Consider the following 25,960-nt stretch of genomic DNA (forward strand, 5'->3'; position numbering starts at 1 on the left):
AGGACGCATGGCTGGCAAAGGCAAGCGTGCCGGTGCCCTGGCGGGCATCCGCGTGGTCGACCTATCGCGCATCCTCGGCGGCCCATACTGCGGCCAGGTCCTCGGCGACCACGGCGCCGACGTGCTGAAAATCGAGCCGCCGCAGGGCGACGACACGCGCACCTGGGGGCCGCCGTTCAAGGATGGCGTGGCCTCGTACTACTTTGGTCTCAACCGCAACAAGCGGGTGATGCGGCTCGACCTCACGACCGCCGAGGGACGCGGGGCCCTGCTCGCACTGCTGGCCGAGGCGGACGTTCTGGTCGAGAACTTCAAGACCGGCACCATGGAGAAATGGGGCCTCGGCTACGACGCGCTGGCCGCACGCTTCCCGCGCCTTGTGCACTGCCGCGTCTCCGGCTACGGCGCCGACGGCCCACTGGGCGGACTGGCCGGCTACGACGCTGCCATCCAGGCGCTGACCGGCATCATGAGCGTCAACGGGGAGGCCGACGGCGGACCGTTGCGCGTCGGGCTTCCCGTGGTCGACATGGTCACCGGCCTGAACGCCGTGATCGGCGTGCTGTTGGCCTTGCAGGAGCGCGAGCGCAGCGGGCGCGGGCAGTTCGTCGACGCGGCGCTGTATGACTCGGGACTATCACTTCTCCATCCCCACGCCGCCAACTGGTTCATGGACGGCAGGACACCGGGCCGCACCGGCAACGCGCATCCCAACATCTACCCGTACGACTCGGTCGCCACGGGCACCGAACCGGTCTTCCTGGCCGTCGGCAATGACCGCCAGTTCCGCGTTCTCTGCGAGCACCTTGGCGCGCCCTCGCTGGCGGACGACGAACGGTATGCAACGGCCGGCGCCCGCTCGGTCAACCGCGTCGCGCTGAAGGCCGACCTGGAAGCCCTGCTGCGCGATCACGACGGCAAGACGCTGGCCGACGCGCTGGCAGCGACCGGCGTGCCCTGTGCGCCGGTACTGTCGGTGGCGGATGCATTGCAGCACCCGCATACGGCGCATCGCGGGATGGTAGTGGAGATGGAAGACGGCTACCGGGGACTCGGCGCGCCCGTGAAGCTTGGCCGCACACCGGCGACGTATCGCCATGCGCCGTTGACGCCGGGAGAAGGTTTCGAGCCGCCGGAGGATGGGTGCAATTGGGAGCAGGCCGTGCAGCCCGGTTGACTACCAGGCCGCACATGACCTCGCAGTGTGCGGCGCATTCCTCGCATTTTCCGCAGGACACAATCAAGGAGATTGCAGGACCAGACCTTATCGACGGTGGTTAGTATTTCCATACCCTTCCCCGGTGCGGCTCCGAGCATTGCCCATCCCTTGCGCGGGTCCTCGGCGCGCGGCGCGACCACCGGCGCCGCACACACACACTCACGCACGCAAAAAACATCTGGAGACAAGCCATGCATCACTCGCCCGTCCGGCGGCGGACCTGCCTAGGTATCGCCGCGTTCCTCGTTACGCAGTCGTGGGCCGGTACAGTTGCCGCCACAAGCGGCTGGCCCAGGCGGCCCATCCGTCTGGTGGTGCCCGGGCCGGCGGGCGCCGGCATGGACCTCTTCGCGCGCGTGATCGCCGCCCATCTCCAGCAGGCGCTGGGCCAGCCGGTGGTGGTGGACAACCGGCCCGGCGCCAACAGCCTGATCGGCACCGACATGGTTGCCAAGAGTGCCGCCGATGGTTACACCCTGCTGATCACGCCATCCTCCGCCGTCGCGATCAATCCGGTCATCCAGCCAAAGATGCCGTATGACGCGCTGAAGGACCTGACCCCCGTCGCGCAGGTTGGCGCAGCCGGCGTTCTGCTGGTTGCCCATCCGTCCACCGGGTTCCGGAACCTGGCCAACATGGTGCGTTATGTGAAGGCGAATCCCGGCAAGCTCGCCTATGGATCGTGGGGCAACGGGTCGACCGGACACCTCATCATGGAAGCTATCAAGGCGCACTATGGCCTTTCGATGCAGCACGTGCCATACAAGGGCAGCGCCCAGCTCGTGACCGACCTGCTGTCAAAGAACATGCTGCTGGGCTTCACCGATATCGCGTCGCCCGTGCCGCACATCCGCTCGGGCAAGCTGGTGGCCCTCGCCTGCACAGGCACCGCGCGGGGACCGGCATTGCCCGAGGTGCCCACGCTGGCCGAACAGGGCTATCCGTTCAACAAGGAAGGCTGGTACGGCGTGTTCGCGCCAGTCGGCACGCCGCCGGACATCGTGCAACGGCTCAATGCCGAGATCAACCGCATCCTCGCCAATGACGACGTGGTGCAAAAATACGCCCAGCAGAACATGCCGCGCCCGGTCACGAAGACCGTCGCCCAGTTTGCCGCGACCGTTCGTGAGGACGTCACGGCCTGGCAAAAGCTGGCCAAGGAGGCTGGCTTGCAGATCGACTGAACGCCGGAGGGGCGACCGGGCGGACTACAGGCCGGTCGTCTCGTGCAATCCGAGACGACTCTCAAGCGCGTGCGCCATCGTGACGAGCCGCGGGCCGACGGCCCGCTGTATGGCGTCAAAGGCACCGGGCGGCGCCCGAACCCCGCAGTTGACCACGAACCATTGCGAATCGACTCGCCGGCAAAGTGGGACGGCGAACGCGAACACATCGTGGCGCCATTCGGCACGGTTCGAGCAGTAGCCCTTCGTCTCCAGCTCGCGGCGCGCTTGCGCCAGCCGCGGTTCGGCACGGCGGAAGGCGTCTGCGTCCTCCAGCCGCAACCGGTTCAGTACCGGATCCCGCAGCGCGGCCGGGACGCGGCAAAGCCACGCCTTACCGATCGCGGTCGTCAGCATCGGGAGTGCGGCGCCGATGTCGGGCGTCACCACGAGATCGTCGGTGGACCGCGACGTTTCCACGTAGATCATCTGCGTGCGGTCGCGAACGCCGAGCGAAACGGCCCCGCCGACCTCCCCGGCCAGCCGCTCCATCAACGGCCGTGCCACCTGCCGAATCTGCATACTTGCCAGCAGCGGGTAGGCCGGCGCGAGCACCGGCGCGCCCAAGCGGTATTTGCCAAGGGAGGGTTCGTGCCGCAGGTAGCCCAGCACGACCAGCGTATGGGTCAGCCGCGCGACGGTCGACTTTGACAAGCCCGTGCGCTGGACAAAGTCCCTGTTTCCGAGCAGCACTTCGCCCGGACGGTAGGCGAGCAGGATGTCGATGCCATGCGCCAGCGTCGCGGCGAAATGACGGTCCGCATCGTTCTCGTCGTCCGGTGTCATGCCAGCAGCCTTTCCACTTCGGCCACCAGTTCGATGAGCCGCGGCCCCATCTCGCAATCGAGCCTGGCCGGCGTCATCCGCGCCACGGGCACCCCGCAATTGAATACCAGAATCTCGCCGTCGACGGGATGGCGCATGGGCACGGCGACGGCGTGGACATCGCTGAGCCAATCCCCGCGCGAGCGGGTGAAGCCGAGCGTCGCAAGATCGTCGATGGCGGCCGGAATGGCCTCGGCATGGCGCTGCCAGTCGTCGGGCTCCGCGTGGCGCAAGGCATCGAGCACGGACGCCCGCACTTCCGGAGGCGACTGTGCCAGCCAAGCCCTTCCCATGGCGGAAGCCAGCATGGGCAGCGACGCGCCAATGTCGGGCCGGAACGCGATGGCCTCATGGCCACGACTGGTTTCCACATAGACCATATGCAGGCGGTCGTGCAGCCCGAGCGAGACGGAGCCGCGCATGCGGTCGGACAACGCCTGCATCAAGGGCCGTGCGACCTGCCGCACGCGCAGGCTTGCCAGCAGCGGATAGCCCAGCGACAGCGCGGTCGAGCCGAGGCGGTAACAGCGCAATCGCGCGTCATGCAGCAGCAGGCCCCGGGCGGCGAGCGTATAGGTCAGGCGGCTGATGGTGGCCTTCGACAGCCCGGTGCGTTCAGCCAGCTCCTTGTTGGTCAGCACAGTCTCCCCAAAGCGGAAGCACTGCAAGACCGAGAGGCCATTGGCGAGGGTCGTCGCGAAAGCCGCGTCGGGGTGGTGATGGGGCGCTCTGGGGGCTGGCATGACTTTGTCGTGGTCTGGCCCGCAGTATGCGCTCCAGCAGCGTTTCTGTTCAAAATAGCGAAACACCCATATTGGCGCAGGAAGTCCGGGCGTAAGCAGCGGAATGTGGTCAAGGCGTGCCACCTCGGCTTCGCGCGGCACGAGCTGGTCGCGCACGAAGCGGCGCAGCGACGCCAAAAACGCCTGGAATCCCTCAACATTGTCTCGAATCATCGTGTCTCGCCAAATAGTGGGTGTCATGACGACCTGGTCGACGCCATGGCGCGCCAGGGCATGTTCGGCTACTCGATTCCGGAGGAATACGGCGGTGCCGGCATGACAACCGAGGAGTTGGTGCTGGCCGCCATCGAGCTGTCGCAATGCTCCGTGGCGTTCCGGGCGCGAGTCGGCACCAATACGGGCATCGGCTCCGAAGCACTGGTGGCTGACGGCACGCGCGCGCAGAAGGCCCGCTACTTGCCCGCGCTGGCCAGCGGCGAGCTGACCGGTGCCTTCGCCCTGACCGAGCCCGAAGCCGGCTCCGACGCCACGGCGCTGAAGACGACGGCCGTACGCGACGGCGAGCATTACGTCCTCAACGGCACGAAATGTTTCATCACCAATGCCCCCATCGCCGGCCTGTTCACGGTGATGGCGCGCACCAATCCCGACAGGCCAGGCGCCAGCGGCATTTCGGCGTTCGTCGTGACCCGCGAGACGCCGGGACTGAGGGCAAGCCGTACGAAAAAATGGGCCGGGCCGGATCGCCCGTCTCCGAAGTGCACTTCGAGAACTGCCGCGTCCCGGCGGAGAACATCATCGGCGGTGAGGAAGGACAGGGCTTCCGCACCGCGATGAAGGTACTGAACAAGCAACGCATCCACCTGGCCGCCCTCTGTACCGGCCCGGCCATCCGAATGCTGGACGATGCCGTGCGCTTTGTTTCAGAGCGCAAGCAGTTCGGTCAGCGCGTGGCCGACTTCCAGCTCGTGCAGGCCATGATTGCCGACTGCCAGACCGACGTGCATGCCGCCCGCGCCTTGATTTTGGAAACCGCACGCAAGCGCGACGACGGCCAGGACGTGACAATGGAAGCGTCGATCTGCAAGTATTTCGCTTCGGAGATGTGCGGCCGCGTGGCGGACCGCTGCGTACAGATGTTCGGCGGCTACGGCTACATCGGCGACTACGGCATCGAGCGGTTCTACCGTGATGTCCGCCTGTTTCGTCTGTACGAGGGCACGAGCCAGATTCACCAGATCAATATCGCCAAGCGGACGCTGGCGTTGGCGGGTTGAGAGCTTTCTTCCCCTTTTCATGAACCATTGGTTTTTATTCGGCAGTAGGGAGGGGAACTAGCTCCTGGCCGACTTGTTTGGCCAGGCGCCTGAGTGCCCGCCGTTTGGTTTCGAGGACGCGGGCCTCGTAGTGTGCCAAGCCACTTTCGACGTACTGCATGCCCTTAGCCATGACGCGCCAGAAGAGGATGGCCAGCTTGCGTGCCAACGCAATGTTGGCAATCAGTGCGCCGCGTCGTGCTGCCATGCGTCGGTAGAAGCCACCCAAGGCGATGTCCTTGCTGCGCGCCAGACTGCGTGCCATCTGGCAGAACAGCTGCCCGGTGCGGTTGCGGTGCCGGGATTGCTGCCCGTGGCGCTTGCCGGGTAGTCCTGCAGGCGCCGGCGGCACGAACCCCGAATGCAGCAGGCCGTGCGCGTGCAGCGTGGCGAGCCACTGGCAGTCGGCCATATCGGTCTTGCGCCCGGGCAGATTGCCCACTTGCCGGCCGTTGACCACGATAACGGCGATGCCGCTCGCCTCCAGCGTCCCGTACAGCTACAGCCAGTAGACGCTGGTCGCTTCCAGCGCCACCGAACGTACCGCTTCGGCCTGCGGCCAGCCGACCAGCTCCGCAATCTCGTGCTCATCGTGCCGAAGACGCGTGGCGTATCTCCGCCGATCGACACGTGCAAGCGCGTGCTGCCCACGTCGATGCCGGTGGCGCGTTCATCCAGTACCGGTAGCGTCTTCATCGTCGGTCCTCCTGTCAGGGAAGAATCGGCACCGACGCGCCCGGCAGGCCTCAAGGGGAAACAAACCTACCCAGCGGGAAGCGAACCACGCTCACCAATCAAGTCCAATGTCGCCTGCCGGAGCCAGACTCTCCCACGGGCACCTCATGGCACCAGAGGGGATGCGGCCACACTGCGCGCCTCGTCGGTTCTTGTCTACTGTAGTACCGCTTACTTGAGCAGCAAGTCGGCTGGCCGGCCTGCGGAAGACTCTCCGGTGCAAGAGAGGGTCTAGGGTGAGGGAAATGCCGTTGCGCCCCCACGGACGATCTCGCCAGTTAGCGGGCCGCGCTCTCACCCCCAGCCCTTCTCCCGCAAGCAAGAGAGGGGAGAAAATCGAAGGGGCCGTTTCCTGGCGAGCCAGTTCGGCAAGAATCTCTTCCCCATGCTGCCCCAACTCGGGCAGCGCGGCGTCACGTGGCGTCGCATGGTCGATGGTCAGCGGCAGCGCAGGCATGCGGAGTTGCCGGTTGCCTGGCGACGGCACGCGGACCAACCGCTCCGGCGCGGCGGCTGCCGCGCGGTCCATGGCATTGCCGAGTTCCCGCACGACGCCGCATACCACACCGGCCTCATTGAGCCGGCTGCAAGCGTCCTCGGCAGCGAGATCCGCAAGCATCCCGGCCAGCTCCTCGCGCAAGCCTGTCCGATTGGCAACGCGCGAGGCATTGTCGTGGAAGCGTGGGTCCTGCGCCAGCCCGGGTCGCCCCAAGCAAGCGCACAGGCGCGCGAAGTGCTCTTGTAGATAGGCGGAGATGACGATCTTCCCATCGGCCGTGCCAATGATATCGGCTGCCGGCGCCAGGGTCGCCTGCCCGTTGCCGCAGCGTGACGGCGGCGCTTCGAGCAACTGGTGCTCGGCCCATTGCTGGCTCAGCGCGTCGGCCGCCACGTCGATCAACGACACCGTGACATGGGCGCCCTGCCCCGTGATGCCCCGGCGCACTAGCGCCGCAAGTACGCCCGTGGCGAGCGTGCGGCCGGCTAGGACGTCGACAACCGTAAAACCCACCCGCGTCGGATCGGCGTGGGCGTCGCCGTTCATGCTCATCATGCCGCTTTCGGCCTGGGCGGCAATATCCAGCCCAGGACGAGCCGCAGACGCTCCACTGTGGCCGAACCCGCTGACCGAGCCGTAGATCAGCCGCGGATACCGCTTACGCAGGTCCGCAGCGCCGAGCCCATACTTCTCCATCACACCCGGCCGCGCATTCTGCAGCAATACATCGGCGCTGCGCACCAGGTCCAGCGCGACGCCGCGGTCCTCGGCACGGCGCAGGTCCAGCACGATAGAACGCTTGCCCCGGTTGTAGGCCGAGAACATCGGTCCGCAGTTGTCCGCCTGCCAGCCGGAGCGCCGGCTGGCGTCGCCGCCCGGCGGCTCGATCTTGATCACATCGGCCCGGAGGTCCGCCAGGATCTGGCCGGCCGAGGGCGCGGCTATAAACTGGCCAAAATCGAGGACACGCAGCCCGTCCAGCACGGTTTCTCCATCGGCCGCCATGTTCGATGCTTGCATTGCTTCCATTCCTCCCATCGCCCTTTCACTCCGGTTTGAGGCCCGTGGCCTGCACAATGCGGTGCCAGGTCAGCGTATCGTCGGCAACCACATTCCTGAACTGCGCGGGTGTCAGCGCAGGCGCCACAGGCAGGTTGAGCGCAGTCAGGCGTTCACGCATGGCCGGCGTGGCGATCGCGCGCAATACTTCCTGGTTGAGACGATCCACCAACGCCTTCGGCGTGCCGGCCGGCGCGAACATGCCGTACCAGCTTGTGGTCGCGAACGGATAACCCTGTTCGCCCATTGTCGGGACATCCGGGAACTGCGGCATCCGGGTGGTGCCGCTGACCGCGAGCGGCACCAGGCGTCCTGCCTTGACAAGCCCGATCTGCGAGCTCACGTCGACCCAGCCGACGGGCAGCGTACCGCTCTGGAGATCGGTGGCCACGGCTGCCGTCCCCTTGTACGGTGCATGAGTCATGGCGATATTGGCCTTCTTCAGGAAGGTCTCCATCGTCAGATGACCGCCCGAACCGATTCCCCACGAACCATAGCTCAATTGACCGGGCCGTCGCTTCGCATAATCGATGAGTTCCTTGATGTTATGCACCGGCACCGTGGGCGATGCCACGAGCAGGTTCCCGAAGCTGCCCACCAGCGCGATGGGCTCAAACCTCTTGAGCGGATCCTGCGCGCGCCTGTAGAGGGACGGGTTGACGACAATGGCGCCGGCATAGGTGAACAGCAGCGTATAGCCGTCAGGCTTCGCATTGGCCACCGTTTCGCTGGCAATCAAGCCGTTGGCGCCAGGCTTGTTCTCCACCACGAACGGCTTACCGAATGCCATACCCAGTTGTTCGGCAAGTACCCGTGCCAGGGCGTCGGTACCACCAGCCGCCGCGCTGGCCACGATGACCCGCACGGGCCGGTCGGGCCATCCCCCGTTCCGTGCCCCCATGCGACCGACCAGGCGGTCAACGCCACCATCCCTGCCAGCCATTGTCTTCGGGAAGTCTTCATGCCTGAATCTCCTGCATACTCGTCACAATTCTCGTTCTGGCGCCCGTTGCGGCCGAGCCGTTCCCGCGCGACCTCGCGTGCCGCCGGCATCGGCGCGCGCAAGGACCGCAAGAGCCCCCGCTCTGGCGCTTCCTGCGCGGGAAACACGCGGCCGAAGAACATTCCAATGAAGTCGGAATGCCAACCACGCGCGGCTTGAACCAGGACGATGGGTTTCAAGAGTGATTCCTCGCCGTGCGTGCAAACAAAGGCTAGCCCGAAGATCGCGGTGTCAGCGAGTGTTGTTTCGCCATCTTGAACGTAGAGCGGCCGCGCTCCCGGTCCTCGCGCGGCTATTTGGAGCGTTCGGGCGCCCATGACAGTGGACCGCGCCACCTTGGGCGGCGCAGGCCAATAGTCGCTCTCCTCTCCACACAGTGCCGGTTGAGCGCGTCATCCCGGGCGGCAGTGCTGTTTGGCTTCCAACGGAACCGTGGCTGGGCAGGTAGTCCTCCAGCTGCTGCGCCCGCGGGCATCGACTCTCGGCGCTGCTCGGTTGTCATGATGACGTTGAATGGCCTGTTCGCCATGTCCGTCGGCAAACAGCTACCTCGATTGGGTGTCAGACTGCTTCGGCCGGAAAAAGTCATCCTGGAAGCGGGAAGCCAGCGGCCGCTTATCGGTCGACGAGGACATTCGGAATGACAGTGCTCAATGGCGGAAATGGGTCGGTCAGAGACGGGGCCGCGGCATCACCGGCAGCAGCCGGCCGTGACCGGCCAATTGGACAAGGGCATGACGATCTTCGCGCGGATCTACCATGCTGAGGCTGCACGCAACGCCGGGCTGGCAATGCCGCCGACGCAGGTGCTGATCTATGGCAACGCCAAGCGGGGAACGCCGTTGATGCTCGCGGCACGCATCGTTGCGCTGAACTTGCCCCTGCGCGTGCTGGTGCGCGATGACTGCCAGGGCAGCACCTGAGTGAGCTTCCACACCGCCGCGGAACTGGAAAGCGCTCACCCATTGCCGGCCGGCAGCGCCGCGCCGCTGGCTGTGGCGCAGCGGCTGATTCTTGACACGGTGGGCGCGCAAGGTGCCCCGGGGTGATTTATCCGGCCAGGCCCTTGTTCGGGTTGATCAGGTACTTCTCCCCCGTCGCGCGCTTGTTGTAGACGGCGATCACGTCCAGGTCCAGCACCTCGGCCAGCGAGATCTCTTTCGAGTAGTGGCTGGCAAAGGTGGTCTTCAGCTCCGCCACCACGCGTTGCTTCAGCGCGTTGGCCCGCTCGCGCCCGATCTTCTGCAGGAACGGGAACAGCAACCAGCCGCCCATGCCCCACGCCATGCCGAAGTTGCGGTTGAACTCGGTCGGGCTTGTGTCCAGGCCGCCGTAGAGGTAGACCTGCTTGTGGGTGGTCGAGCCATAGCGGCTGTATTCGCGGGCCGTCTTGTTCAAGGCCGCTTCCATGCAGGTGAGGATCTGGCCGCCGAGCTTGCCGCCGCCCGTGGCGTCGAACGCGATCGTTGCGCCAGTGGCGACGAGTGCCTCGGTGAGGTCCTGCATGAACGTGGGCGACGCGGCGTTGCAGACGTGGACCGCACCTTGTGCCTTGAGCAGGTCCGCCTGCTCTTGCTTGCGCACTATGTTCACCAGCTCGATGCCATCCTTGAGACAGATCTGATTGAGCATCTGGCCCAGGTTGGAGGCCGCGGCGGTGTGCACCAGGGCGCTATGTCCTTCGAGCCGCATGGTCTCGATCATGCCCAGTGCGGTGAGCGGGTTGACGAATGACGACGCGCCGTCAGCAGGTGTGGCGCCTTCGGGCAGGACCAGGCACTGGTCCGCGGAAATGCAACGGTACTGCGAGTACATCGCGCCGCCGATGGCAGCCACGGTCTTGCCCATCAAGGCTTGCGCCCCAGGGGACGAGCCTGCATCGACGACCACGCCCGCGCCCTCATTGCCAACCGGCATGGACGCATCCAGGCGGCCCGCCATGCTGCGCATCGCGCCTTCCGGAACGCGCGCGGTGACTATGGGGCGCTCGGCCGTGCCGCGAATCTCGGGCTCAGTCGCACTACGGTTCTGCTGGTAGGCATGGCAGGCGGCGTATCGCTGGGAGTCTCAACAATTGTTGGCGCAGTGTGGTCCGACAAGATCGGTCGCAAGCGAGTTCTCCTCATCGGCAACGGCTTATGCTTGGTTATGGCTCTCGGCCTTTTTCCGCTCATCCAGGGTGGTACTGCATTAGCCTTGCTGGTCGGCGTGGTTGTTCTGCAAGCAGCGATCGGCCTCGCATATGGCCCACTGGGCGCCTATCTTCCAGAGCTCTTCGCCCCCCGCTATCGCTACACAGGAGCCGGCCTCTCCTACAACATTGCCACGATACTTGGTGGAGCTATTACGCCTATCGTGGCGAGCCAACTGATTACCAATTTTGGCACGTTCTCGATCGGCATCTATATGGCCGTGCTTTGCGCCATTTCGCTTATCGCACTGATGTTCTCTAGGGAAACTCGTGCCCTACATCTCGGCGAAGGTCACGGGCCGGATGTCCATTCGAAATCTATTACGACTTCATAAAGAGAGGATGACTATGCCCTTCTATCAGTTCACCGTAACGACTGGCAGCATTAGCGCGCAACGCAAGGCGGAGATCGCCAGAGCAATCACCACCACACATTGCCAAATCACCGGAGCACCCTCCGACTATGTCAGTTGCTCCTTCGTAGAGGTACCGCCTGGCAACTTGTTCCTCGCTGGAGAGGCCGCGCCTGGAACGCGCATGGTTGGACTCATCCGGCGTCGATCCGAGGAACTCAAGCGTGAGCTGCTGCTAAAGCTTGCGCAAGCGTGGAGTTCCGCAACTGGCGAACCCATTACCGCGGTAGTGATGTTCCTTGTCGACATCCCGGGTTATCAGGCATTCGAGAATGGCGTCCTCCTTCCCGAAGCCGACCAGGATGCGCTGGCGACCGGACGCGGCTAAGCAAGGCCAGTAATTCTCGTGCATTCCACGCGCTTGACGCAGCATGCGTGAATGGGCCGGTAGCGCCGCTACTCCCAAGCTCAAAGGATGAAGTTATGACCCTGAACGAGACCCATGATCCAGCACGCAAGAGCTGGGTCGAAGCTGCCAACAACCCGATCGGAGACTTCCCGCTCCAAAATCTTCCGCTTGGCGTCTTCAGCCACGGCTCAAATGACGTGCCCCATCTGGGAATCGCGATTGGCGACCAAATTTTTGACCTCGTGGCGGCGTGTAAACTTGGGCTACTGCCCAAATCGCTTCCGCAGGAAGCAATTTACTCTTCGTCGTTGAATGCATTGTTCTCGCTAGGGCAACCAACCCTTGGCCATCTTCGCAGAAGCGTGTGGGAGCTTGCTCGACGTCGGCCAATCAGGAGACGCTGCTCGCGCACATGCATCTAGCCTGTTGCACGAAATGTCGGGTTGCCAACTCTATAGGCCGACGGCACTCTCGAACTATACGGATTTCTACGCCGGTATTCACCATGCCATCGCCGCAGGTGCGCTATTAACACCTGAAGACCCCCTGCCTCCGAACTACAAATGGGTTCCAATCGCATATCACGGCCGGGCTTCCTCAGTGCAAGTGAGTGGCGCGACGGTGCGCAGACCGCGGGGCCAGCGTCCTCCAAAATCGCGCGGTGAGGAGCCCGGATTCGGGCCATCTGAGCGACTCGATCTTGAACTGGAGATGGGCTTTTACGTTGGGACAGGCAACCCGCAAGGGACCTCGATTCAAATCGGCTCGGCTAGCGAGCAGATTGTTGGTTTCTCACTGCTCAATGACTGGTCGTCGCGTGATACCCAACGATGGGAGATGTTTCCACTTGGACCGTTCCTCAGCAAGAGTTTTGCGACAACGGTGTCACCCTGGGTTGTTACCGCGGAGGCGTTGATTCCATTCCGCGTACCTGCACTGGCCCGCAGTGCTGGCGATCCCAAACCGCTATCCTATCTGTACGATAGCGAGGACCAGGTGTCTGGTGGCTTGGACATTGCGCTCCGCGTTCTGCTATCGTCAGCAAAGATGCGTGCGGAGGGAGATGACGCAGTAGAAATAATCACCTCGAACGCACGGCATCTTTACTGGACGCCGGCACAGATGGTTGCACACCATACAGTCAACGGTTGCAATCTGTTGCCCGGCGACTTGATTGGTACGGGCACGATCTCTGGTCCCACAAATGCGGAGTTGGGCAGTATGCTTGAGTTGACAGTCGGGGGACGCAGCCGATTATCCTTCCGAATGGCGAACGCCGTGCCTTCTTGCTTGACGGGGACGAAATCACTCTGCAAGGGCGATGCGAAAGAGCGGGGTTCTCCTCCATTGGGTTCGGAGCATGCACTGCGACGATTGTCGCGAGTGCGTAACGGAAAGTATACAGGCTCGTCGCAGCCGGCGGAAGTACCGAAGACCGACTCAGAAGCGCCGTCAGCAAAGTTCTGGCGGCGTCTTCCACCAAAACTCCATCGTGCCTTCGATCAGGAATCGCATCTTGGCACTTCGAGCAAACATCAGGCCCGGCACGCCCTCGACCAGGCGGTCAAGATGGTCTTACGGCAGGTCTTAAGGCGCGGCGTGACGTCCACACCAAGGTCTTCGGGCTTGACCGTTTCCAGCGGCTTTTTCTTCGCCTTCATGATGTTCGGCAGCGTGACGTAGCGCGGCTCGTTCAGACGAAGATCGGTTGTCACCACGGCGGGCAATTTCAGCGAGAGCGTCTCCGCGCCGCCATCGACTTCACGTCGCGACCGTGGCCTTGCCATCCGCGACGATAATCTTCGAAGCGAACGTTGCCTGCGGCAGATTCGCCAATGCGGCGAGCATCTGGCCGGTCTGGTTCGAATCGTCGTCGATGGCCTGCTTGCCGCGAATCACGAGCTGCGGCTGCTCCCTATCGACGAGCGACTTGAGCAGCTTGGCGACAGCCAGCGGCTGCAGGGCTTCATTCGACTCAATGAGGATCGCGCGATCCGCGCCGAGACAGCGATCACCTCGGTCGCTACGCCAGCCTCCTTCATGCGAACTGCTTCCTCGACGGCGATCTCGTCGAACGGGTTCATCGACATTTTCACATTCGCCAGGTCGACGTCGGTCTCATCGGACTTCGCACGGACTTTCACATTAGCGTCAACCACCCGCTTGACGGCCACCAGAATCTTCATTAAAAAGTTCTCCGTTGTCTTGAGCGACATTCCTCTTGCCTAACTGCCGCTCGAAACCCTGCGCCAGAGGCACACAATTGCTCACACACTTGGTGTGGTATTCCAAGAACCGGCTTCCTTGAAAACGAGCCTCCGACATACCCCGCGGTGATCTTCTCGGCGATCGCCGTCAGTCAACCAGTGTTGCAGATCGTTATTTCGGCTAATGGCGACCTCAAATTCCGCAAATGTGGGTGCCAGCCAGGATAGATGAAGGAAAAACGCTCTTCTCCTGCCGATGCTCGCGAGTGCTTTCAATGGAGATCTCCCTGGCGCGCAGGTCGTGGCGTGAACGCGGATCGCCAGAATACCCCTATTTTTCCGATCTTTCGCGAGGTCATACGCATGGCTCTACCGAACTATCACCCTCCCCGTCCGCCCTGCCCGGCCAGCAATAGAATTTCGCCGACACCGGCTCGGCGTAGCCCGTGTTAACCGAATTAATGATCCACCGCGCCGTATTAGCGGAATCGTTGGACATGGACGGAAAATGGCGTTGCTCTTGCACAACGGCAAAAGTCGCCACTGAACGGCCGTTTCGCAATATAGATCAATGGCTTACAGCCATGTGATTGCTAGCGGATATAGCGGTCACCGCTAGCGGAATTAACGATCCCCAACATCAGGAGTGGCGATGAATTGTTTTTTTCGCGTATTTACAAGGCTGCCCGTTGCCTGGGCGGAACGGGCAAGGTAGCAGGCGGTGCTCGCAAACCAGAGAAATGTCCGGGCCGCCGCATACGCAACTGGGCGATCAGTTGATCAGACTGCGACTTCTAGGCGCGTGGCTGCGGATCACGCCGCCGGCCGAGCCTGGTGTTGCCCTGTAGTTGCTGCTGATCGACGTTTGCGTCGATCGACCAAAACCGACCAAACCCAGAATGGTATAAATTAGCAAAACGATTCGAAAAATGCTATGCCTATTGCAGCACTTGATATCGACGTTGAGGGTCGAGTCTTTCAACTCTTATCCCATGCTTCGCTCCTTCCCGCCGGGACAGAGTTCACCGTTCCCTCTATCAATGAACAGAGCTACCCGGGCGAGTGGACGCATATAGCATTGCCTGTGAGACAGCGCATCGGAAGGATGTTTCGCAAAGAAGTGGATGGCAGACAACGGACAACATTTGCGTCGGGTTTCGCCCGAATTCGAGTTACGGCAGGGAAGAACGAACTTGGACAAACCATCTACAAGACGTTCACGGCTTGATCTAGGGCCGAGGCCCTGCGGGGATGCCTGGATCGAAGACCCGGGTAGCGCTGCGGATCCAGCGCCGTTCACGCTGCAGCAGGCTCGCCCACGATCGGCGCAACAGTAGCCGAGTCAGCCGCTAGCAATCGAGAAGCGGATCATACGATTCGGCTTCTGTCATCGCGCCGGACCTCATGACGGCCACGCCCGGCCGCAGCCTCCTGAGAGGCCTCATTCACTCCCGTACTACACCAACCCTCGCGATACGGAAGGGGCAACATTTTCTTCCAGCCAAGCCAGGCCGCGTGCCCGTGGCAAAGAGTTGCTTCAGGCCGAGGTCGACCCCGACTACAGTCTTACTCGCCGGCGGACCAAGCCCCACTGGCACTTGGACGGTCACGTTCAGGAACCAGCGTCCACGGGCATCTTCACTGAAGTTGCCCTCCCGCAGGTCGTATTGAGACAGACCGTAGCTGTCCCACAGAGACAGCGTCTGGCCATTGAAACGAACCTGGCCGTTGAGATATTTCAACGCCCCGGTCTTGAACGGCACCCAGCCGAGGCTACGCCGCGTGCCGCCGCTCACGCGCCAGCGCAACTTGAACTTCTTGAACTGCTTGCGTCGGCGACAATACTCCTGTCCAATCTTCTGGACGGTATGGCTATGCAGGCCAAGTCCTTCCTTGGTCGCCCCGTCGGTGAACTTCTGCAGCTCGTAGGCGCCGATGAACCGGCGCTCGCGCTCAAACACGAGCGCGGAGAGCTCGTTGCAATAGTTCCATACGCAGTTCACCTCGCGCGCTTGGGCGCTGAGCCAGGAGGCGTTCCTTGATGCGCAGACGCAGGACACGGGTAACGGTAGAAGCGGAGGAAGATGCCATACCGCGTCTAGGACGCGGTTTTAGCCCTCACGCTGGTTGGCAGTGCGCCGCGTACCCTGAACCGAAGAGATTGCGCAGCGTTATCACTGGGTCAAGTATTTCGTTGGCAAGCTTGCACTGATGGACAGGACGCCAATTGACCCCGTCCACTATCGGGTCGCATGTCTCGGCGCATCAAGCTGAGGTAGCAGCATCGATTGAGCGCCTGTCTGTGCCCCCTGCACAATACAGGGAGACGGGCGTCAGAGTCGGCTAGCACGCTAGTTCTTCGTGGTCGTCGGTTGCATCTTGCCACCCATCCCATTAGGTTTCCCGCTATCCCTCCTGACGAAATTCCGCAGCGCAGCATCGGGAGCATCGCGGCATCGACGCGCACACAATGGCGCACTCAATTCCAGGAATAGTCTGCCGATAGTGGATGAATGGGTCGGTGCGGACGACAAGTGGGCAGTCGCCGCGAAGCCCTCCACCGGTCACGGCGTAGGCTAACGGTGAACGATTGAGGAACAACCTTGAGTGGCGTAACCACAGCCTGCTCTGTTAATCTCACACAATTTTGTGTAGCTGCGACGACCTCGCAGCGAGCACCAAACAAGCTCTCGCCAATAAGAGCGACATTGCAACGGGAACGGGGAGCAGGGATGAAGGGGATAGTTTTCAATTTGCTGGAAGAGGTGGTCATCCGGCACCATGGTGAGGACGCGTGGGATTCCCTGCTGGAAGGCGCGGACTTGGACGGCGCTTACACTTCCCTTGGCAGCTATCCCGATGACGATATCTACAAACTCGTCGGCGTCGCTGCCCAGACGTTGGACATGACCCCGTTTGCCACCCTGCGCTGGTTCGGACGCGAGGCGATGCCTTTACTTGCCAGCCGCTATCCTACCTACTTTTGCGCCCACACCACGACTCGCCCGTTCGTGCTCAGCGTCAATTCCATAATTCACCCCGAGGTCCGCAAGGTCTACCCGGGTGCGGACGTCCCGACCTTCGGCTTCCGCGAGGAACCGGACGGGTCGCTGCTGATGACCTACCGTTCCGCGCGGCGTCTGTGCGCACTGGCGCAAGGTTTTGTCGAAGGCGCGGCCGACCACTTTGGGGAAGCGCTGAGTTTTGACCACCTCCAATGCATGCATCAAGGTGACCAGACCTGTCAGTGTCGGATTAGCTTCCTTGGCAAGAAGGCGAGCTAAGTGACCATGAACAGCGTTCAGCAGCTTGAGGTGGAGACCGAAAAACTGCGCCGGCGGCTCCAGCGTGAGCGCAAGGCGCGCATTGAGGCGGAAATCATCGCTGAGAAAGGGCTTCGCGAGCTCTATGAAAAACAACAGCAACTGCAGTTGTTGGAGGCCGTCGCAGACGCGGCCAACCAAGCGATATCCGTCGCCGATGCGCTTCAGTTTGCCGTACGTACGGTTTGCCAGTTCACCGGCTGGCAGGTTGGGCACGCGTACCTTGTGGATGGCACCGGGGGCGAGCCACGCCTGCTCTCGACGTCCATCTGGCATGGCGTCGAGGACGAGCGCTTTCATGATTTCTACCAAGCCACCGAGGCCGTGGACTTTCGGACCGGCGTTGGCTTGCCTGGTCGCGTACTAGCCAGCGCAGCGCCGGCATGGGTCATGGACATCGCCCGGGACCCCCATTTCTCCCGCGCCGGCGTGGCTGAGCGGGTTGGGTTGCAGGCCGCCGCTGCCTTCCCGGTGCTACTGGGCAGTGAAGTGACGGCGGTCCTTGAGTTCTTTGCCGACCGCGTGCTGGAACCGAACGAAAGGCTGCTGCACCTGATGGCGCAAGTTGGTACCCAACCGGGGCGAGTGGTCGAGCGCAAGCGTGCTGAAGACCAATTGATTCACGATGCCTTCCACGACGCGCTTACCGGCCTGCCCAACCGCGCATTGTTTGCCGACCGACTGGCCCGTGCGGTTGCTCGCAGTATTCGCCATCAAGAAGTTACATTTGCAGTGCTCTTTGTCGACTTGGACCGTTTCAGTTGGTCAACGACAGCCTCGGTCATCTGGCCGGCGACACCCTCATCATCCAGGTAGCGGGTCGCATGGCAAGCTGTCTGCGTGAAAGCGATACGCTGGCTCGGATGGGGGGCGATGAATTCACGATTCTGCTGGACAGCGTGGCCGACGTGAATGACGCGGTACGCATGACCGAACGATTGATGCGGGCCTTCGAAGCGCCTTTCCTGATAGAAGGCGAGGAGCTCTACGCGAGCGCCAGCATCGGCATCGCCATCAGTTCCTTGGGCTACGAATCGGCCGAGGAAATTCTTCGGCATGCGGACCTGGCGATGTATCGGGCCAAAACGCTGGGCAAGAGCCGCTACGAAGTCTACGACCACACCATGCACGAGCATGCCGTGAGTCGCCTTGCACTGGAAACCAGCCTGCGGCGTGCCCTGCAGAATAATGAGTTTGTCCTGCACTACCAGCCCGTCGTCACCTTGGACAATGAGGAAATTGTCGGTGTGGAAGCGTTGGTGCGCTGGCGCAAGTCGGAAACGGAGCTGGTCTATCCCGCCGACTTCATCCAGGTGGCAGAAGATACCGGCCTGATTCTGTTCCTCGGCATGTGGGTGCTGCGCGAGGCTTGCAAAACGATGGCCCACTGGCACAAGGAGTATCCGCGTACGCCCGCATTGACGGTCAGCATCAATGTCTCCGCGCGACAGTTTGCCCAGCACGACTTTGTTCAGCATGTGGGCAGAGTGTTATCGGACACCGGCATCAATCCAGGCACTGTCAGGCTGGAGATTACGGAGAGCATTACCATGGTGGATTCGGAACGGACCGTCGCCGTCCTCACGCAACTGCGTGAACTAGGGGTGCGAATCAGCATCGACGATTTCGGCACGGGTTACTCCTCACTCAGCTACCTGCACCGCTTCCCGCTGGATATTTTGAAGATTGACCGGTCCTTTGTGGCTCAGCTCGACCGTGGCCATGAAGGCTTGCAAGTTGTGCAGACCATCATGAGCTTGGCTCGCAACCTCGGCATCGAGGTCGTCGCCGAGGGTACCGAAACGCAGAAGCACGTGACGCATCTCAAGTCGCTGGGCTGCGACTTCGGACAAGGCTATTTTTTCTCCAAACCACTGGAGTCGGTCGCCCTCGCTGCGCTGCTGGAGGCGCGAAGCCCCCAGGATGCCCAGGCGACGCTTAATGTGGATGCGTGTGATGCTTCCGCACCCCGTTGAGCGCCCAATAAAGCGACTCGAAGCCTCGGGCTTACCTCAACAGTAGAGGGACAGTTCCATGCTCTGACCTTTGGAATTGGATGCAGCATTTTGGAAGTGCGGCCCATCTTCTTGCCAAGCGCCTCACCGCCGCGGCCACAGGTTTGCACTTCCCCACGCGGCAGCAGTCGACGGTTGGCCGTAACCCTCCCGCAGTCTCCCCCACTGCTTCTTCCCTTAGCCATAGGAAGACAAGTAACAACTAGGGTGCGCCCCCAAGAGGGTGCGCTGCAAGGCAGCCGATTTCAGAAGTCCAAGTCTGCAGACAGGCACAGTAACGGATAAGGCAGCCGGCAATCATGGCTCGCCCAGCCTGTACGGAAGACGGGCCAACTTGGGATATCGGATAATTGACAACATTCTTGAGGGGGAAGAAAGCCAGTGCGTTGGTCCCTGAAAACTCGTGCCGCGGTGGCGACCGCGCTCGTCGTTGCGCTTGTCATCATGGTGCTGGCTGTCGTCGCTCAGTATTACGCCTACACCAGCCTCAAAGAAGTGCTTCAATCGCAACAAGAGGAAAGGGTCAAGCTGGTGGCGGAACGGCTCGATGACCAGTTCGAAGGACGCACCGTCGTCTTGCGCCGCCTGGCTCGCTTGCTCACGCCGATATTGGAACGGCCTCCTGGGGAGCTAAAAGCTTGACCGCCCAAGCGGTTTCCATCCCCGAGGCCTTCAATACGGTGGCCTTGGTTTGGCCAAATGGTGACGTCGCCTTCAACACGGCGATGCCCGAAGACCGGCAGGTGAATGTGGCTGACCGCGACTACCTCCGCCAAATCGTACAAGGCGCATCCATCGCCGTTTCTGAGCCGATAGTAAGTCGGGCAACAGGCGCACCGGCCGTGTTTATGGCTGTCCCGCTACGGTCGGGGGATGGTCAACTACGTGCCGTTGTCGTGGGTGGACTGCACCTTCTCCGGGAGAACTTCCTGCAAGAGCTTGCCCACGACCGAATTGGTGCGACCGGTACTTATTGCCTCGTTTCATCGGGCGACAACCCTCGTTACGTCATCCATACCGACCTTTCGAAGCTACTCTCGAAAGCGAAGGCGACCGGTGAGTTGTGTGACACACAGTTGCCATCACCGCCAACGTGGGAGTTTGTTTGGCCAACCCAGCCCATTGTTGCGCGGTATCTACTTGAGACCACCGGCTGGGAGATTATTGGAACATTCCCCGCAAAGGAGGCCTTCGCACCTCTGACGGACGTGAGATACAAGGTAATGCTGGCGGCCGGCATTGCACTGGCTAGCGCGGTGCTGCTGATGTGGCTGGTTGTTCGGCGTCTGCTGGTCCCGTTGGAGCGCCTGCACCAGGTAGTTCAACAAAGCGCGACGGACTTTTCCGCCCATAGGGCCCTACCTATCACCAGGAAGGACGAAATCGGCGACCTAGCAATGACATTCTCGCTCTTGATGCATCAGCTCTCCGAGCGAGAGGCTGCGCTGCACGAAGCCAAGGATTCGGCGCATGAAAGCCAGAAGCGCATTCAGGCTATCGCCAACCATCTTCCGGACCTCGTTTCCTATGTCGGCGTCGACGAACGCTATGTGTATGTCAACGAGGCCTATGAGCGGAGGTTCGGCCTCTCAACGGCCCAGATGGTCGGCCTATCCATTCAGGAACTTTGGGGTGCCCCTGCATATGCCGACGTGAAACCCTATCTCGACAGAGCATTCGCCGGAGCATCGGTCACGTTTGACAGAGAATTCAGAGATGGAAGCGGATGTCTGGAGGTGAGCTATCAACCCGCCTGGAACGATGCGGAGGATACCGTCGTAGGCCTGCACATCTGCGAGGCAAGGTCCCAAAGGACTGCAAGCTTCACAGATTCGCAAGCTGTAGTCATCTGAGGCAAAAGAATGCCCGCCCTTCGTTACCGCGAAGGGCTTTTTCTTTCCGATGGTTCACCATCACTTCGTCGCGCGCCAGCAGTTGGGATGGCACCTATACTCATCTCCTTATACAGAAGTCATGAGTCCTCAGCCCGTAGCGCCAGGATCATGAACGCAGCATCCATGGTTCGCTGCATGCCGATCCAGATCGTTTTGGCGCCGGGCTCGCCATCACACTTGCGGCCCAGGAAACCACCCAGTGACGCGATCAAGCGGATCATTTGATTGAGCGTGACGGGCGTCTTTGGGCGCGCCTTCTTCGCGAGTAGATACGCGCCTCGTATCTCATCGGCATCAAAGAATAGCGACGCGTCCAGGTCAGGGCAGGTTCTGCCCAAACGCATCAGTCGGGCAATGCGCCACGCCACCACCATGTAAAACACCAGGGCCCGTTCCACGCGGTCCATGTGGGATAACTGTAAAGCTTCCACCTTGCACCCGTTCTTCAGGACATTGAAGAACATCTCAATCTCCCACCGGGCTCGATACCAATCGATCAGCTCGACGACGGCATCTGTATCTTGAGCCTCCCGGTTGGTCAGCAGTCGCCACACGACAGGGGTAACGCCTGCCGGAGCGCCGATCTCCTGGGCCACTATGCAGGTGACGGCTGGCCCCGTCTTACCCGGCAGCTTCACGCGTTGCGCACGTAACTCCTGCTTGACCTCGCGCGCCTTTTGGCCTGCGCGCCCCGGCAGGATGAAGCCGATCTCTCCCAGAGCTTCGCTGGCGTCTACCGTGTCCCACAGCTTGCCTGCCTCATCAAGGCTGCGGTTGTGTTGGGAACGTATCAGCCAGTCTGCAGGATTGCCGAGCTCATTAGCACGCTCCATCATCGCAGCGATATCGCCTTCCCGATCCGCCACGTAGACCAGGCGAGTCTCAGGCAACATCGCGGCCTGTTCTGCAACGCGTTCGTAGCTTTCAGTCCACCGTACGCTCTCTGTAATACCAACCCGCTGCCCGTTTGCATCCAGCGGCTCCCGGGCCCACATCCAGGCGTCGATCACACCGAGTGGTTCCCGATCCGGCGTCACAGCGTAGGTCGGATGCAGATACATCCCCCTCTGCGCTTCGTAGCTCAAGGGCCCGAGCCCATCGATCTCCTGGCCGTTAAAATTCAACTCGGTTGTGTCTGCAATGCACAGCACCACCGGGAATTGCCGCGCCCGCCCTGCCGTGCGCTCCCAATGCGGCTGCATCATGTCTGTCCACTCGACTTCCTCGTTGCCGAGAAATCGATAGGCAGCGATGGTCTCTGCCCAGTCTTCGCATGCGCCAGGAATGCTCGCAGTCGGCCTCGCAGCCAGTCGCTTCAGCAGCCCCTTCGCCCGTCGGTCCCGCCTTGGATCGCCAAGATCCAGCGCCTCAAATTCTTCGTCCACCCATGCCCCCGACTCGTTGTTCATTCGCGCTCAAAAAAGCCAGGAGTAAACGCGAATCCGCACGAGTTTACAACCCCTCCCGCCCAAGTCCCATCAAATTCTGGTCGCACTGCGCCCGGTCAGGACGCTGGACTTTTGTATAAGGAGATGACCTATACTGGGTAGGCTGGATGCGGGAGTCGGGTCTCATTATGGAGCGTCGTCATGCTGGCGGTCACGGTGATTGACCTCCTTACGCTCGCCCTGCGTGCCCTCTACCTGCATAGGCACCTCGCCCACAGAGTTGGTTCGACGCCAGGCGAGAGGGCTGCTTAGCTATGAGGTCCGGCGGAGTCTTTGCATGAAGGCGTTCCCCCTGCGTGTTTCCGGGTACCCTGTGCCCAGAGAGGTCCGTACCCGTGTGCTTCGGTGGCGGACCTATCAACCGTTGGGAATGACCCATGTCCATAAGGCGCTTTCTAACCAGCCCCCCTACCGCAGGCAGAACAACAAAGCCACTGACCTGGCTGCGATAGCCACCTGAGCGGTGGCAATGCGGGGTAACTGATGCCGGGCCTACTTGAGGCCCGGGCAAAGCAGCTTACTGGAGATGCTGCCCACCGTTGATGGCGATGTTCGCCCCGGTCAAGAAGGCGGCCTCGCGGGAACACAAGTACACGACCAACCCCGCGACTTCCTCTGGCTTACCCAGGCGGCCAACTGGGATATGCGGAATAACCTTGGTGTCCAGAATTTCCTGTGGCACAGCCATCACCATCTTGGTGGCGATGAATCCAGGCGAAACAGTGTTGACCGTTACACCATTCTTGGCGACTTCCAGCGCCAGCGATTTCGTGAAGCCATGCATGCCTGCCTTGGCTGCGGCATAGTTGGTTTGGCCAAAGCCACCTTTCGAGCCGATGATGGATGACACATTGATGATGCGTCCCCAGCCGCGCTTGACCATCTCATCGCACACCGGCTTTGTCATATTGAACACCGAATCGAGATTGGTCCGCATGACCGCATCCCAATCGACTTTCTCCATCTTTCTGAAACTCGCGTCTCGCGTAATCCCTGCGTTGTTAATCAGAATATCGATTGGACCTATCTCCTCTCGAATCCTTCCTACACAATTCTGACACGACTTATGGTCCGCAACGTCAACAGGATAAGCATGAAATCGGCGCTCTTCCGCCGCCATCCGCTCCAGCCAGCTTGCGACGCCGGCGTTGCTAGGGGAATGGGTCACAACCACCGTACAACCTGCGTCTTGCAGTTTGGTGCTGATGGCCTCCCCAATCCGCCCATACCTCCTGTTACTACGGCAACCCGCTTCGTCATCTCCATTCCTCAATGTGCTTTTGTTGCGACCAGCAGAGCGGCTAGCCGACATCTCAAGTTTTTTCTAGTTGTTCCGCAGCACCGTGATGATGTACGGCACTGCGGGGGCCATAGTCAGTTACGACTTAGCGGCTGGCCGGGAGGTCTGGGCCGGACGATGCTGCACCGCCTTGGCTGCCGCATCTGCAGCGGTATTCAAACTGTCCTCGGCAACCTGCACCGCTTGCTTGGTCGTCGATTGCACGGATTCGTACAACGAATTGGTTGCATTGATTGCAGTTTGCACGGCAGCAACCACCGCATCCGAGCCCGCGGGCCCAGCGTTACCAACGCTTTCCACCAGATTCTGGATGCCACGCTTGCTGGCCTCATAGTGGGCTTCGGCGACCTTGTCGAACTCGGCCCTTGTAGACGCCGCGATTTCGAGAAAATGGCGGCGATACGACAAGGACTTTTCGGCCACGGGTTGCAGTAGCTCGATTTGCAATGCCATCAATTCCTGTGGGTCCTTGACCGAGAAGGCCCGCTGCATGCCTTCCCGTGTCTCCGCTAACGTGGACCTCATGGTTTGGAGATTCAGCTCAAGCAATCTCTCAAAGCCATCGAAGGCCTTGCTCGTCAGACCAGCCAAGGTTTCGAGACTTGCCTTCTGCGCTTCCACGATTTTCTCTGGGGAAAACTGGTTCATTTTTCATCTCCTTAGTGCGACCCCAGCCCTGCGCCATCCGACGACAGCACATTTGAGACCGAGTTCGGTAAAAACGACCGCTGCATGGTAGGCGGTCTTGTGATGCATCTCGACCACGTAGAACTTCAGAGCACGGCCGTAATGGGAGGCACCTCCGACGGGAGCCGCGTCAAGGCTTCATCGTGAGGCAGGAGCTGTCTGACAAGTTTTTGCGCGGGAACGCCCGAAGGCCTTGAGGACAACATACCCTTGGAGGGTAACTCGCGGCCGTCTGCAGCTTGGCCCAAGGTTCTCGAGGGTGACGAGCTGATTCTCCAGCAGCGCCGCCACGTCTTCGACATCTAGGTCGACTTGGTCGGGGGTCTCGTTTACCAGTACGAGTGTGGCGAACTCATGGGGACTCAGCATCATCGTCTCCTAGACTAACGTCTATGTTTCCTGGGGACTACGACTGCAGTCTGTGGCAGCAAGCCTGGCTTGTGCTCCGACTCTCTTATCTCGCGAACGCGAGTTCTGGCTGGTGCGACGCTTGTCATCACGCGTCGAAGGGCCATCTTAACTGTACACCACATGAGGTTCAATATGCCTAGAAATCACATATGAAAATACCTACGGTAGATTCTCGTCCATCTGCCGCACACGGGACGCGCGCTCCCAAGTGTCCGCATATTTATCACAATGTGATACACCAAAAATCCGAGGGGAGAGACGTCATTGCGCCGCCTGACACGAGGACCACCGCCTACGTTCTCGAATGAACTCAGTGCCTGTGCGGGATGGGTTCGAAGGCAACCAGCCAGGACATCCGCGGCCAAACATTTCGTTCTTACCTCGTCCTCTTGGACTACGAAGCGCGCGACTCTCGTGGAAAACCCCAGCAAGCGCGTCTTGGCTATAGCCGCCAGATTCAGTTATGCTTGGCGTCGCAGAGTGCACTCGGTAGAGTGATGTTGCTCACGAGATTCTCACGTTCTGCAATGGCTTCTATTCAGCGATGCGAGGATGAGATGGCGACGGGAATCGTGAAGTGGTTCAACAACGAAAAAGGCTCTGGGTTCATCACGCCGGATGGTGGCGGCAAGGATTTGTTTGCGCATCATACGGAAATCCAGGGCACTGGATTCAAGTCTCTGGAAGAAGGCGCCAGAGTTGAGTTCGAGGTCACGCAAGGCCAAAAGGGTCCGCAGGCTTCCCAGATTCGCAAGCTCTAACTCCCACCGCGCCTCTGCAGGGCGCTGTCAACTTGCCGATAGCGAGACAAGGCAGTGGCACGCGGGACCAATGCTCACAAAGCAGTTGACGGATTTTGGGCCACTTCGGTGAATTCGTGCCAGGCAGCGAATCTCGCAGCTAGGTGTTTGCGATAGAGCGAGGCACGCAGCTGTTGCTGATCGCTAATTCCGCTAATGGCGATCACTAATTGTGCAAATGTGGGTGCCGACCAGGATGGCTTTACGATGAAGGTGCAAGATGCCCTTTGTCCTGCCGACGCTCGCGGGCGCTTTCAATGGAGAGCTCACCGTCGCGCAGATTGTTGTGTGAACGCAGA

At 61.2% G+C, this 25,960-nt stretch carries 21 protein-coding genes and 6 pseudogenes; 15 read left to right on the plus strand and 12 right to left on the minus strand.

All coding sequences use genetic code 11. From position 1 onward, the window contains the following. The first annotated feature begins 7 nt into the window (after positions 1–7). Both OMK73_RS10360 and OMK73_RS10365 read left to right on the plus strand, forming a co-directional pair. Positions 8–1,177, plus strand: coding sequence for a CaiB/BaiF CoA transferase family protein (locus OMK73_RS10360; RefSeq protein ID WP_267601957.1), 1,170 nt, complete (start codon positions 8–10; stop codon positions 1,175–1,177). A gap of 233 nt (positions 1,178–1,410) precedes the next feature. Continuing rightward, the gene (locus OMK73_RS10365) at positions 1,411–2,403 is read left to right on the plus strand and encodes a Bug family tripartite tricarboxylate transporter substrate binding protein (RefSeq protein ID WP_267601958.1); all 993 of its coding nucleotides are present in this window, start codon (positions 1,411–1,413) and stop codon (positions 2,401–2,403) included. 24 nt (positions 2,404–2,427) lie between these two features. Here OMK73_RS10365 and OMK73_RS10370 read toward each other — a convergent pair whose 3' ends face one another. Beyond that, positions 2,428–3,228, minus strand: coding sequence for an IclR family transcriptional regulator (locus OMK73_RS10370; RefSeq protein WP_267601959.1), 801 nt, complete (start codon positions 3,226–3,228; stop codon positions 2,428–2,430). Continuing rightward, positions 3,225–4,010, minus strand: a complete 786-nt coding sequence (locus OMK73_RS10375) for an IclR family transcriptional regulator (RefSeq protein WP_267601960.1) — start codon at positions 4,008–4,010, stop codon at positions 3,225–3,227. Before OMK73_RS10375 ends, OMK73_RS10370 begins: the two co-directional genes overlap by 4 nt. A gap of 183 nt (positions 4,011–4,193) precedes the next feature. Between OMK73_RS10375 and OMK73_RS10380 the strand changes: the two are divergent. After that, positions 4,194–5,287 (plus strand): annotated as a pseudogene (locus tag OMK73_RS10380) (acyl-CoA dehydrogenase family protein). 34 nt (positions 5,288–5,321) lie between these two features. Here the strand turns inward: OMK73_RS10380 and OMK73_RS10385 are convergent. The 3 genes from OMK73_RS10385 to OMK73_RS10395 form a co-directional block, all read right to left on the minus strand. After that, entirely contained in the window at positions 5,322–5,786 is a 465-nt protein-coding gene (locus OMK73_RS10385) for a hypothetical protein (protein WP_267601961.1), read from the minus strand. Between the two features lie 327 nt (positions 5,787–6,113). Next, positions 6,114–7,580 carry a CaiB/BaiF CoA transferase family protein gene (locus OMK73_RS10390; protein ID WP_267601962.1) on the minus strand — a complete coding sequence of 489 codons (1,467 nt, stop codon included), beginning with the start codon at positions 7,578–7,580 and terminating at the stop codon, positions 6,114–6,116. Between the two features lie 25 nt (positions 7,581–7,605). Then, positions 7,606–8,562: a Bug family tripartite tricarboxylate transporter substrate binding protein gene (locus tag OMK73_RS10395; RefSeq protein ID WP_267601963.1), complete on the minus strand. Its 957-nt coding sequence runs from the start codon at positions 8,560–8,562 to the stop codon at positions 7,606–7,608. 770 nt (positions 8,563–9,332) lie between these two features. On the opposite strand from OMK73_RS10395, the gene OMK73_RS10405 reads away from it, so the two are divergent. Continuing rightward, positions 9,333–9,545 carry a DUF302 domain-containing protein gene (locus tag OMK73_RS10405; RefSeq protein WP_267601964.1) on the plus strand — a complete coding sequence of 71 codons (213 nt, stop codon included), beginning with the start codon at positions 9,333–9,335 and terminating at the stop codon, positions 9,543–9,545. Then, positions 9,546–9,671 carry a hypothetical protein gene (locus OMK73_RS10410; RefSeq protein ID WP_267601965.1) on the plus strand — a complete coding sequence of 42 codons (126 nt, stop codon included), beginning with the start codon at positions 9,546–9,548 and terminating at the stop codon, positions 9,669–9,671. Between the two features lies 1 nt (position 9,672). Here OMK73_RS10410 and OMK73_RS10415 read toward each other — a convergent pair. Further along, positions 9,673–10,620: pseudogene (locus OMK73_RS10415) on the minus strand (zinc-binding dehydrogenase); the annotation flags it as partial. 42 nt (positions 10,621–10,662) lie between these two features. On the opposite strand from OMK73_RS10415, the gene OMK73_RS10420 reads away from it, so the two are divergent. The 4 genes from OMK73_RS10420 to OMK73_RS10435 all read left to right on the plus strand — a co-directional run bounded on the left by OMK73_RS10420 (position 10,663) and on the right by OMK73_RS10435 (position 13,258). Beyond that, entirely contained in the window at positions 10,663–11,148 is a 486-nt protein-coding gene (locus tag OMK73_RS10420; RefSeq protein WP_267601966.1) for an MFS transporter, read from the plus strand. Positions 11,149–11,161: 13 nt separating this feature from the next. Beyond that, positions 11,162–11,554: a tautomerase family protein gene (locus tag OMK73_RS10425; protein ID WP_267601967.1), complete on the plus strand. Its 393-nt coding sequence runs from the start codon at positions 11,162–11,164 to the stop codon at positions 11,552–11,554. A 95-nt stretch (positions 11,555–11,649) separates the two neighbouring features. Then, positions 11,650–11,997, plus strand: a complete 348-nt coding sequence (locus OMK73_RS10430; RefSeq protein WP_267601968.1) for a hypothetical protein — start codon at positions 11,650–11,652, stop codon at positions 11,995–11,997. A gap of 13 nt (positions 11,998–12,010) precedes the next feature. Beyond that, on the plus strand, positions 12,011–13,258 hold the full coding sequence (locus OMK73_RS10435) for a fumarylacetoacetate hydrolase family protein (RefSeq protein WP_267602087.1): 1,248 nt from the start codon (positions 12,011–12,013) through the stop codon (positions 13,256–13,258). Here the strand turns inward: OMK73_RS10435 and OMK73_RS10440 are convergent. Next, positions 13,153–13,761: pseudogene (locus OMK73_RS10440) on the minus strand (electron transfer flavoprotein subunit beta/FixA family protein); the annotation flags it as partial. The gene OMK73_RS10435 and the pseudogene OMK73_RS10440 sit on opposite strands and share 106 nt — an antisense overlap. Before the next feature lie 955 nt (positions 13,762–14,716). Here OMK73_RS10440 and OMK73_RS39060 point away from each other — a divergent pair. Beyond that, positions 14,717–15,010 carry a DUF1413 domain-containing protein gene (locus tag OMK73_RS39060; protein ID WP_420715499.1) on the plus strand — a complete coding sequence of 98 codons (294 nt, stop codon included), beginning with the start codon at positions 14,717–14,719 and terminating at the stop codon, positions 15,008–15,010. Positions 15,011–15,227: 217 nt separating this feature from the next. Here OMK73_RS39060 and OMK73_RS10445 read toward each other — a convergent pair whose 3' ends face one another. Next, positions 15,228–15,785: a hypothetical protein gene (locus OMK73_RS10445; protein ID WP_267601969.1), complete on the minus strand. Its 558-nt coding sequence runs from the start codon at positions 15,783–15,785 to the stop codon at positions 15,228–15,230. Positions 15,786–16,514: 729 nt separating this feature from the next. Here OMK73_RS10445 and OMK73_RS10450 point away from each other — a divergent pair. From OMK73_RS10450 to OMK73_RS10470, 4 genes and pseudogenes are all read left to right on the plus strand, one after another. After that, positions 16,515–17,066 carry a heme NO-binding domain-containing protein gene (locus OMK73_RS10450; RefSeq protein WP_267601970.1) on the plus strand — a complete coding sequence of 184 codons (552 nt, stop codon included), beginning with the start codon at positions 16,515–16,517 and terminating at the stop codon, positions 17,064–17,066. 185 nt (positions 17,067–17,251) lie between these two features. Continuing rightward, positions 17,252–19,078: pseudogene (locus OMK73_RS39065) on the plus strand (GAF domain-containing protein); the annotation flags it as partial. A gap of 423 nt (positions 19,079–19,501) precedes the next feature. Continuing rightward, entirely contained in the window at positions 19,502–19,762 is a 261-nt protein-coding gene (locus OMK73_RS10465) for a hypothetical protein (protein ID WP_267601971.1), read from the plus strand. Further along, positions 19,759–20,973 (plus strand): PAS domain-containing protein, encoded by a 1,215-nt coding sequence (locus OMK73_RS10470; protein ID WP_267601972.1) that lies wholly within the window; start codon positions 19,759–19,761, stop codon positions 20,971–20,973. The genes OMK73_RS10465 and OMK73_RS10470 overlap by 4 nt, the downstream gene beginning before the upstream one ends. A 119-nt stretch (positions 20,974–21,092) precedes the next feature. Here the strand turns inward: OMK73_RS10470 and OMK73_RS10475 are convergent, their stop codons facing one another. From OMK73_RS10475 to OMK73_RS10485, 3 genes and pseudogenes are all read right to left on the minus strand, one after another. Further along, positions 21,093–22,424: an IS4 family transposase gene (locus OMK73_RS10475; protein WP_267601973.1), complete on the minus strand. Its 1,332-nt coding sequence runs from the start codon at positions 22,422–22,424 to the stop codon at positions 21,093–21,095. A gap of 556 nt (positions 22,425–22,980) precedes the next feature. Beyond that, positions 22,981–23,723: pseudogene (gene phbB, locus OMK73_RS10480) on the minus strand (acetoacetyl-CoA reductase). A gap of 118 nt (positions 23,724–23,841) precedes the next feature. Continuing rightward, complete coding sequence (locus OMK73_RS10485) at positions 23,842–24,411, minus strand: phasin family protein (RefSeq protein WP_267601974.1); 570 nt, start codon at positions 24,409–24,411, stop codon at positions 23,842–23,844. A gap of 1,007 nt (positions 24,412–25,418) precedes the next feature. Between OMK73_RS10485 and OMK73_RS10495 the strand changes: the two genes are divergently transcribed. Beyond that, on the plus strand, positions 25,419–25,622 hold the full coding sequence (locus OMK73_RS10495) for a cold-shock protein (protein ID WP_267602090.1): 204 nt from the start codon (positions 25,419–25,421) through the stop codon (positions 25,620–25,622). Positions 25,623–25,696: 74 nt separating this feature from the next. Here OMK73_RS10495 and OMK73_RS10500 read toward each other — a convergent pair. Further along, positions 25,697–25,792: pseudogene (locus tag OMK73_RS10500) on the minus strand (IS6 family transposase); the annotation flags it as partial. Between the last annotated feature and the right edge of the window lie 168 nt (positions 25,793–25,960).

Source organism: Cupriavidus sp. D39, from assembly GCF_026627925.1.
Lineage (GTDB): Bacteria > Pseudomonadota > Gammaproteobacteria > Burkholderiales > Burkholderiaceae > Cupriavidus > Cupriavidus ulmosensis.

Bases quoted from the DNA above. Each gene is read 5' to 3' on its own strand.
- OMK73_RS10360 (WP_267601957.1), top strand. From the start codon at position 8: ATGGCTGGCAAAGGCAAGCGTGCCGGTGCCCTGGCGGGCATCCGCGTG.
- OMK73_RS10365 (WP_267601958.1), top strand. From the start codon at position 1,411: ATGCATCACTCGCCCGTCCGGCGGCGGACCTGCCTAGGTATCGCCGCG.
- OMK73_RS10370 (WP_267601959.1), bottom strand. From the start codon at position 3,228: ATGACACCGGACGACGAGAACGATGCGGACCGTCATTTCGCCGCGACG.
- OMK73_RS10375 (WP_267601960.1), bottom strand. From the start codon at position 4,010: ATGCCAGCCCCCAGAGCGCCCCATCACCACCCCGACGCGGCTTTCGCG.
- OMK73_RS10390 (WP_267601962.1), bottom strand. From the start codon at position 7,580: ATGCAAGCATCGAACATGGCGGCCGATGGAGAAACCGTGCTGGACGGG.
- OMK73_RS10395 (WP_267601963.1), bottom strand. From the start codon at position 8,562: ATGGCTGGCAGGGATGGTGGCGTTGACCGCCTGGTCGGTCGCATGGGG.
- OMK73_RS10420 (WP_267601966.1), top strand. From the start codon at position 10,663: ATGGCAGGCGGCGTATCGCTGGGAGTCTCAACAATTGTTGGCGCAGTG.
- OMK73_RS10425 (WP_267601967.1), top strand. From the start codon at position 11,162: ATGCCCTTCTATCAGTTCACCGTAACGACTGGCAGCATTAGCGCGCAA.
- OMK73_RS10430 (WP_267601968.1), top strand. From the start codon at position 11,650: ATGACCCTGAACGAGACCCATGATCCAGCACGCAAGAGCTGGGTCGAA.
- OMK73_RS10435 (WP_267602087.1), top strand. From the start codon at position 12,011: ATGTCGGGTTGCCAACTCTATAGGCCGACGGCACTCTCGAACTATACG.
- OMK73_RS39060 (WP_420715499.1), top strand. From the start codon at position 14,717: ATGCCTATTGCAGCACTTGATATCGACGTTGAGGGTCGAGTCTTTCAA.
- OMK73_RS10450 (WP_267601970.1), top strand. From the start codon at position 16,515: ATGAAGGGGATAGTTTTCAATTTGCTGGAAGAGGTGGTCATCCGGCAC.
- OMK73_RS10475 (WP_267601973.1), bottom strand. From the start codon at position 22,424: ATGAACAACGAGTCGGGGGCATGGGTGGACGAAGAATTTGAGGCGCTG.
- OMK73_RS10485 (WP_267601974.1), bottom strand. From the start codon at position 24,411: ATGAACCAGTTTTCCCCAGAGAAAATCGTGGAAGCGCAGAAGGCAAGT.
- OMK73_RS10495 (WP_267602090.1), top strand. From the start codon at position 25,419: ATGGCGACGGGAATCGTGAAGTGGTTCAACAACGAAAAAGGCTCTGGG.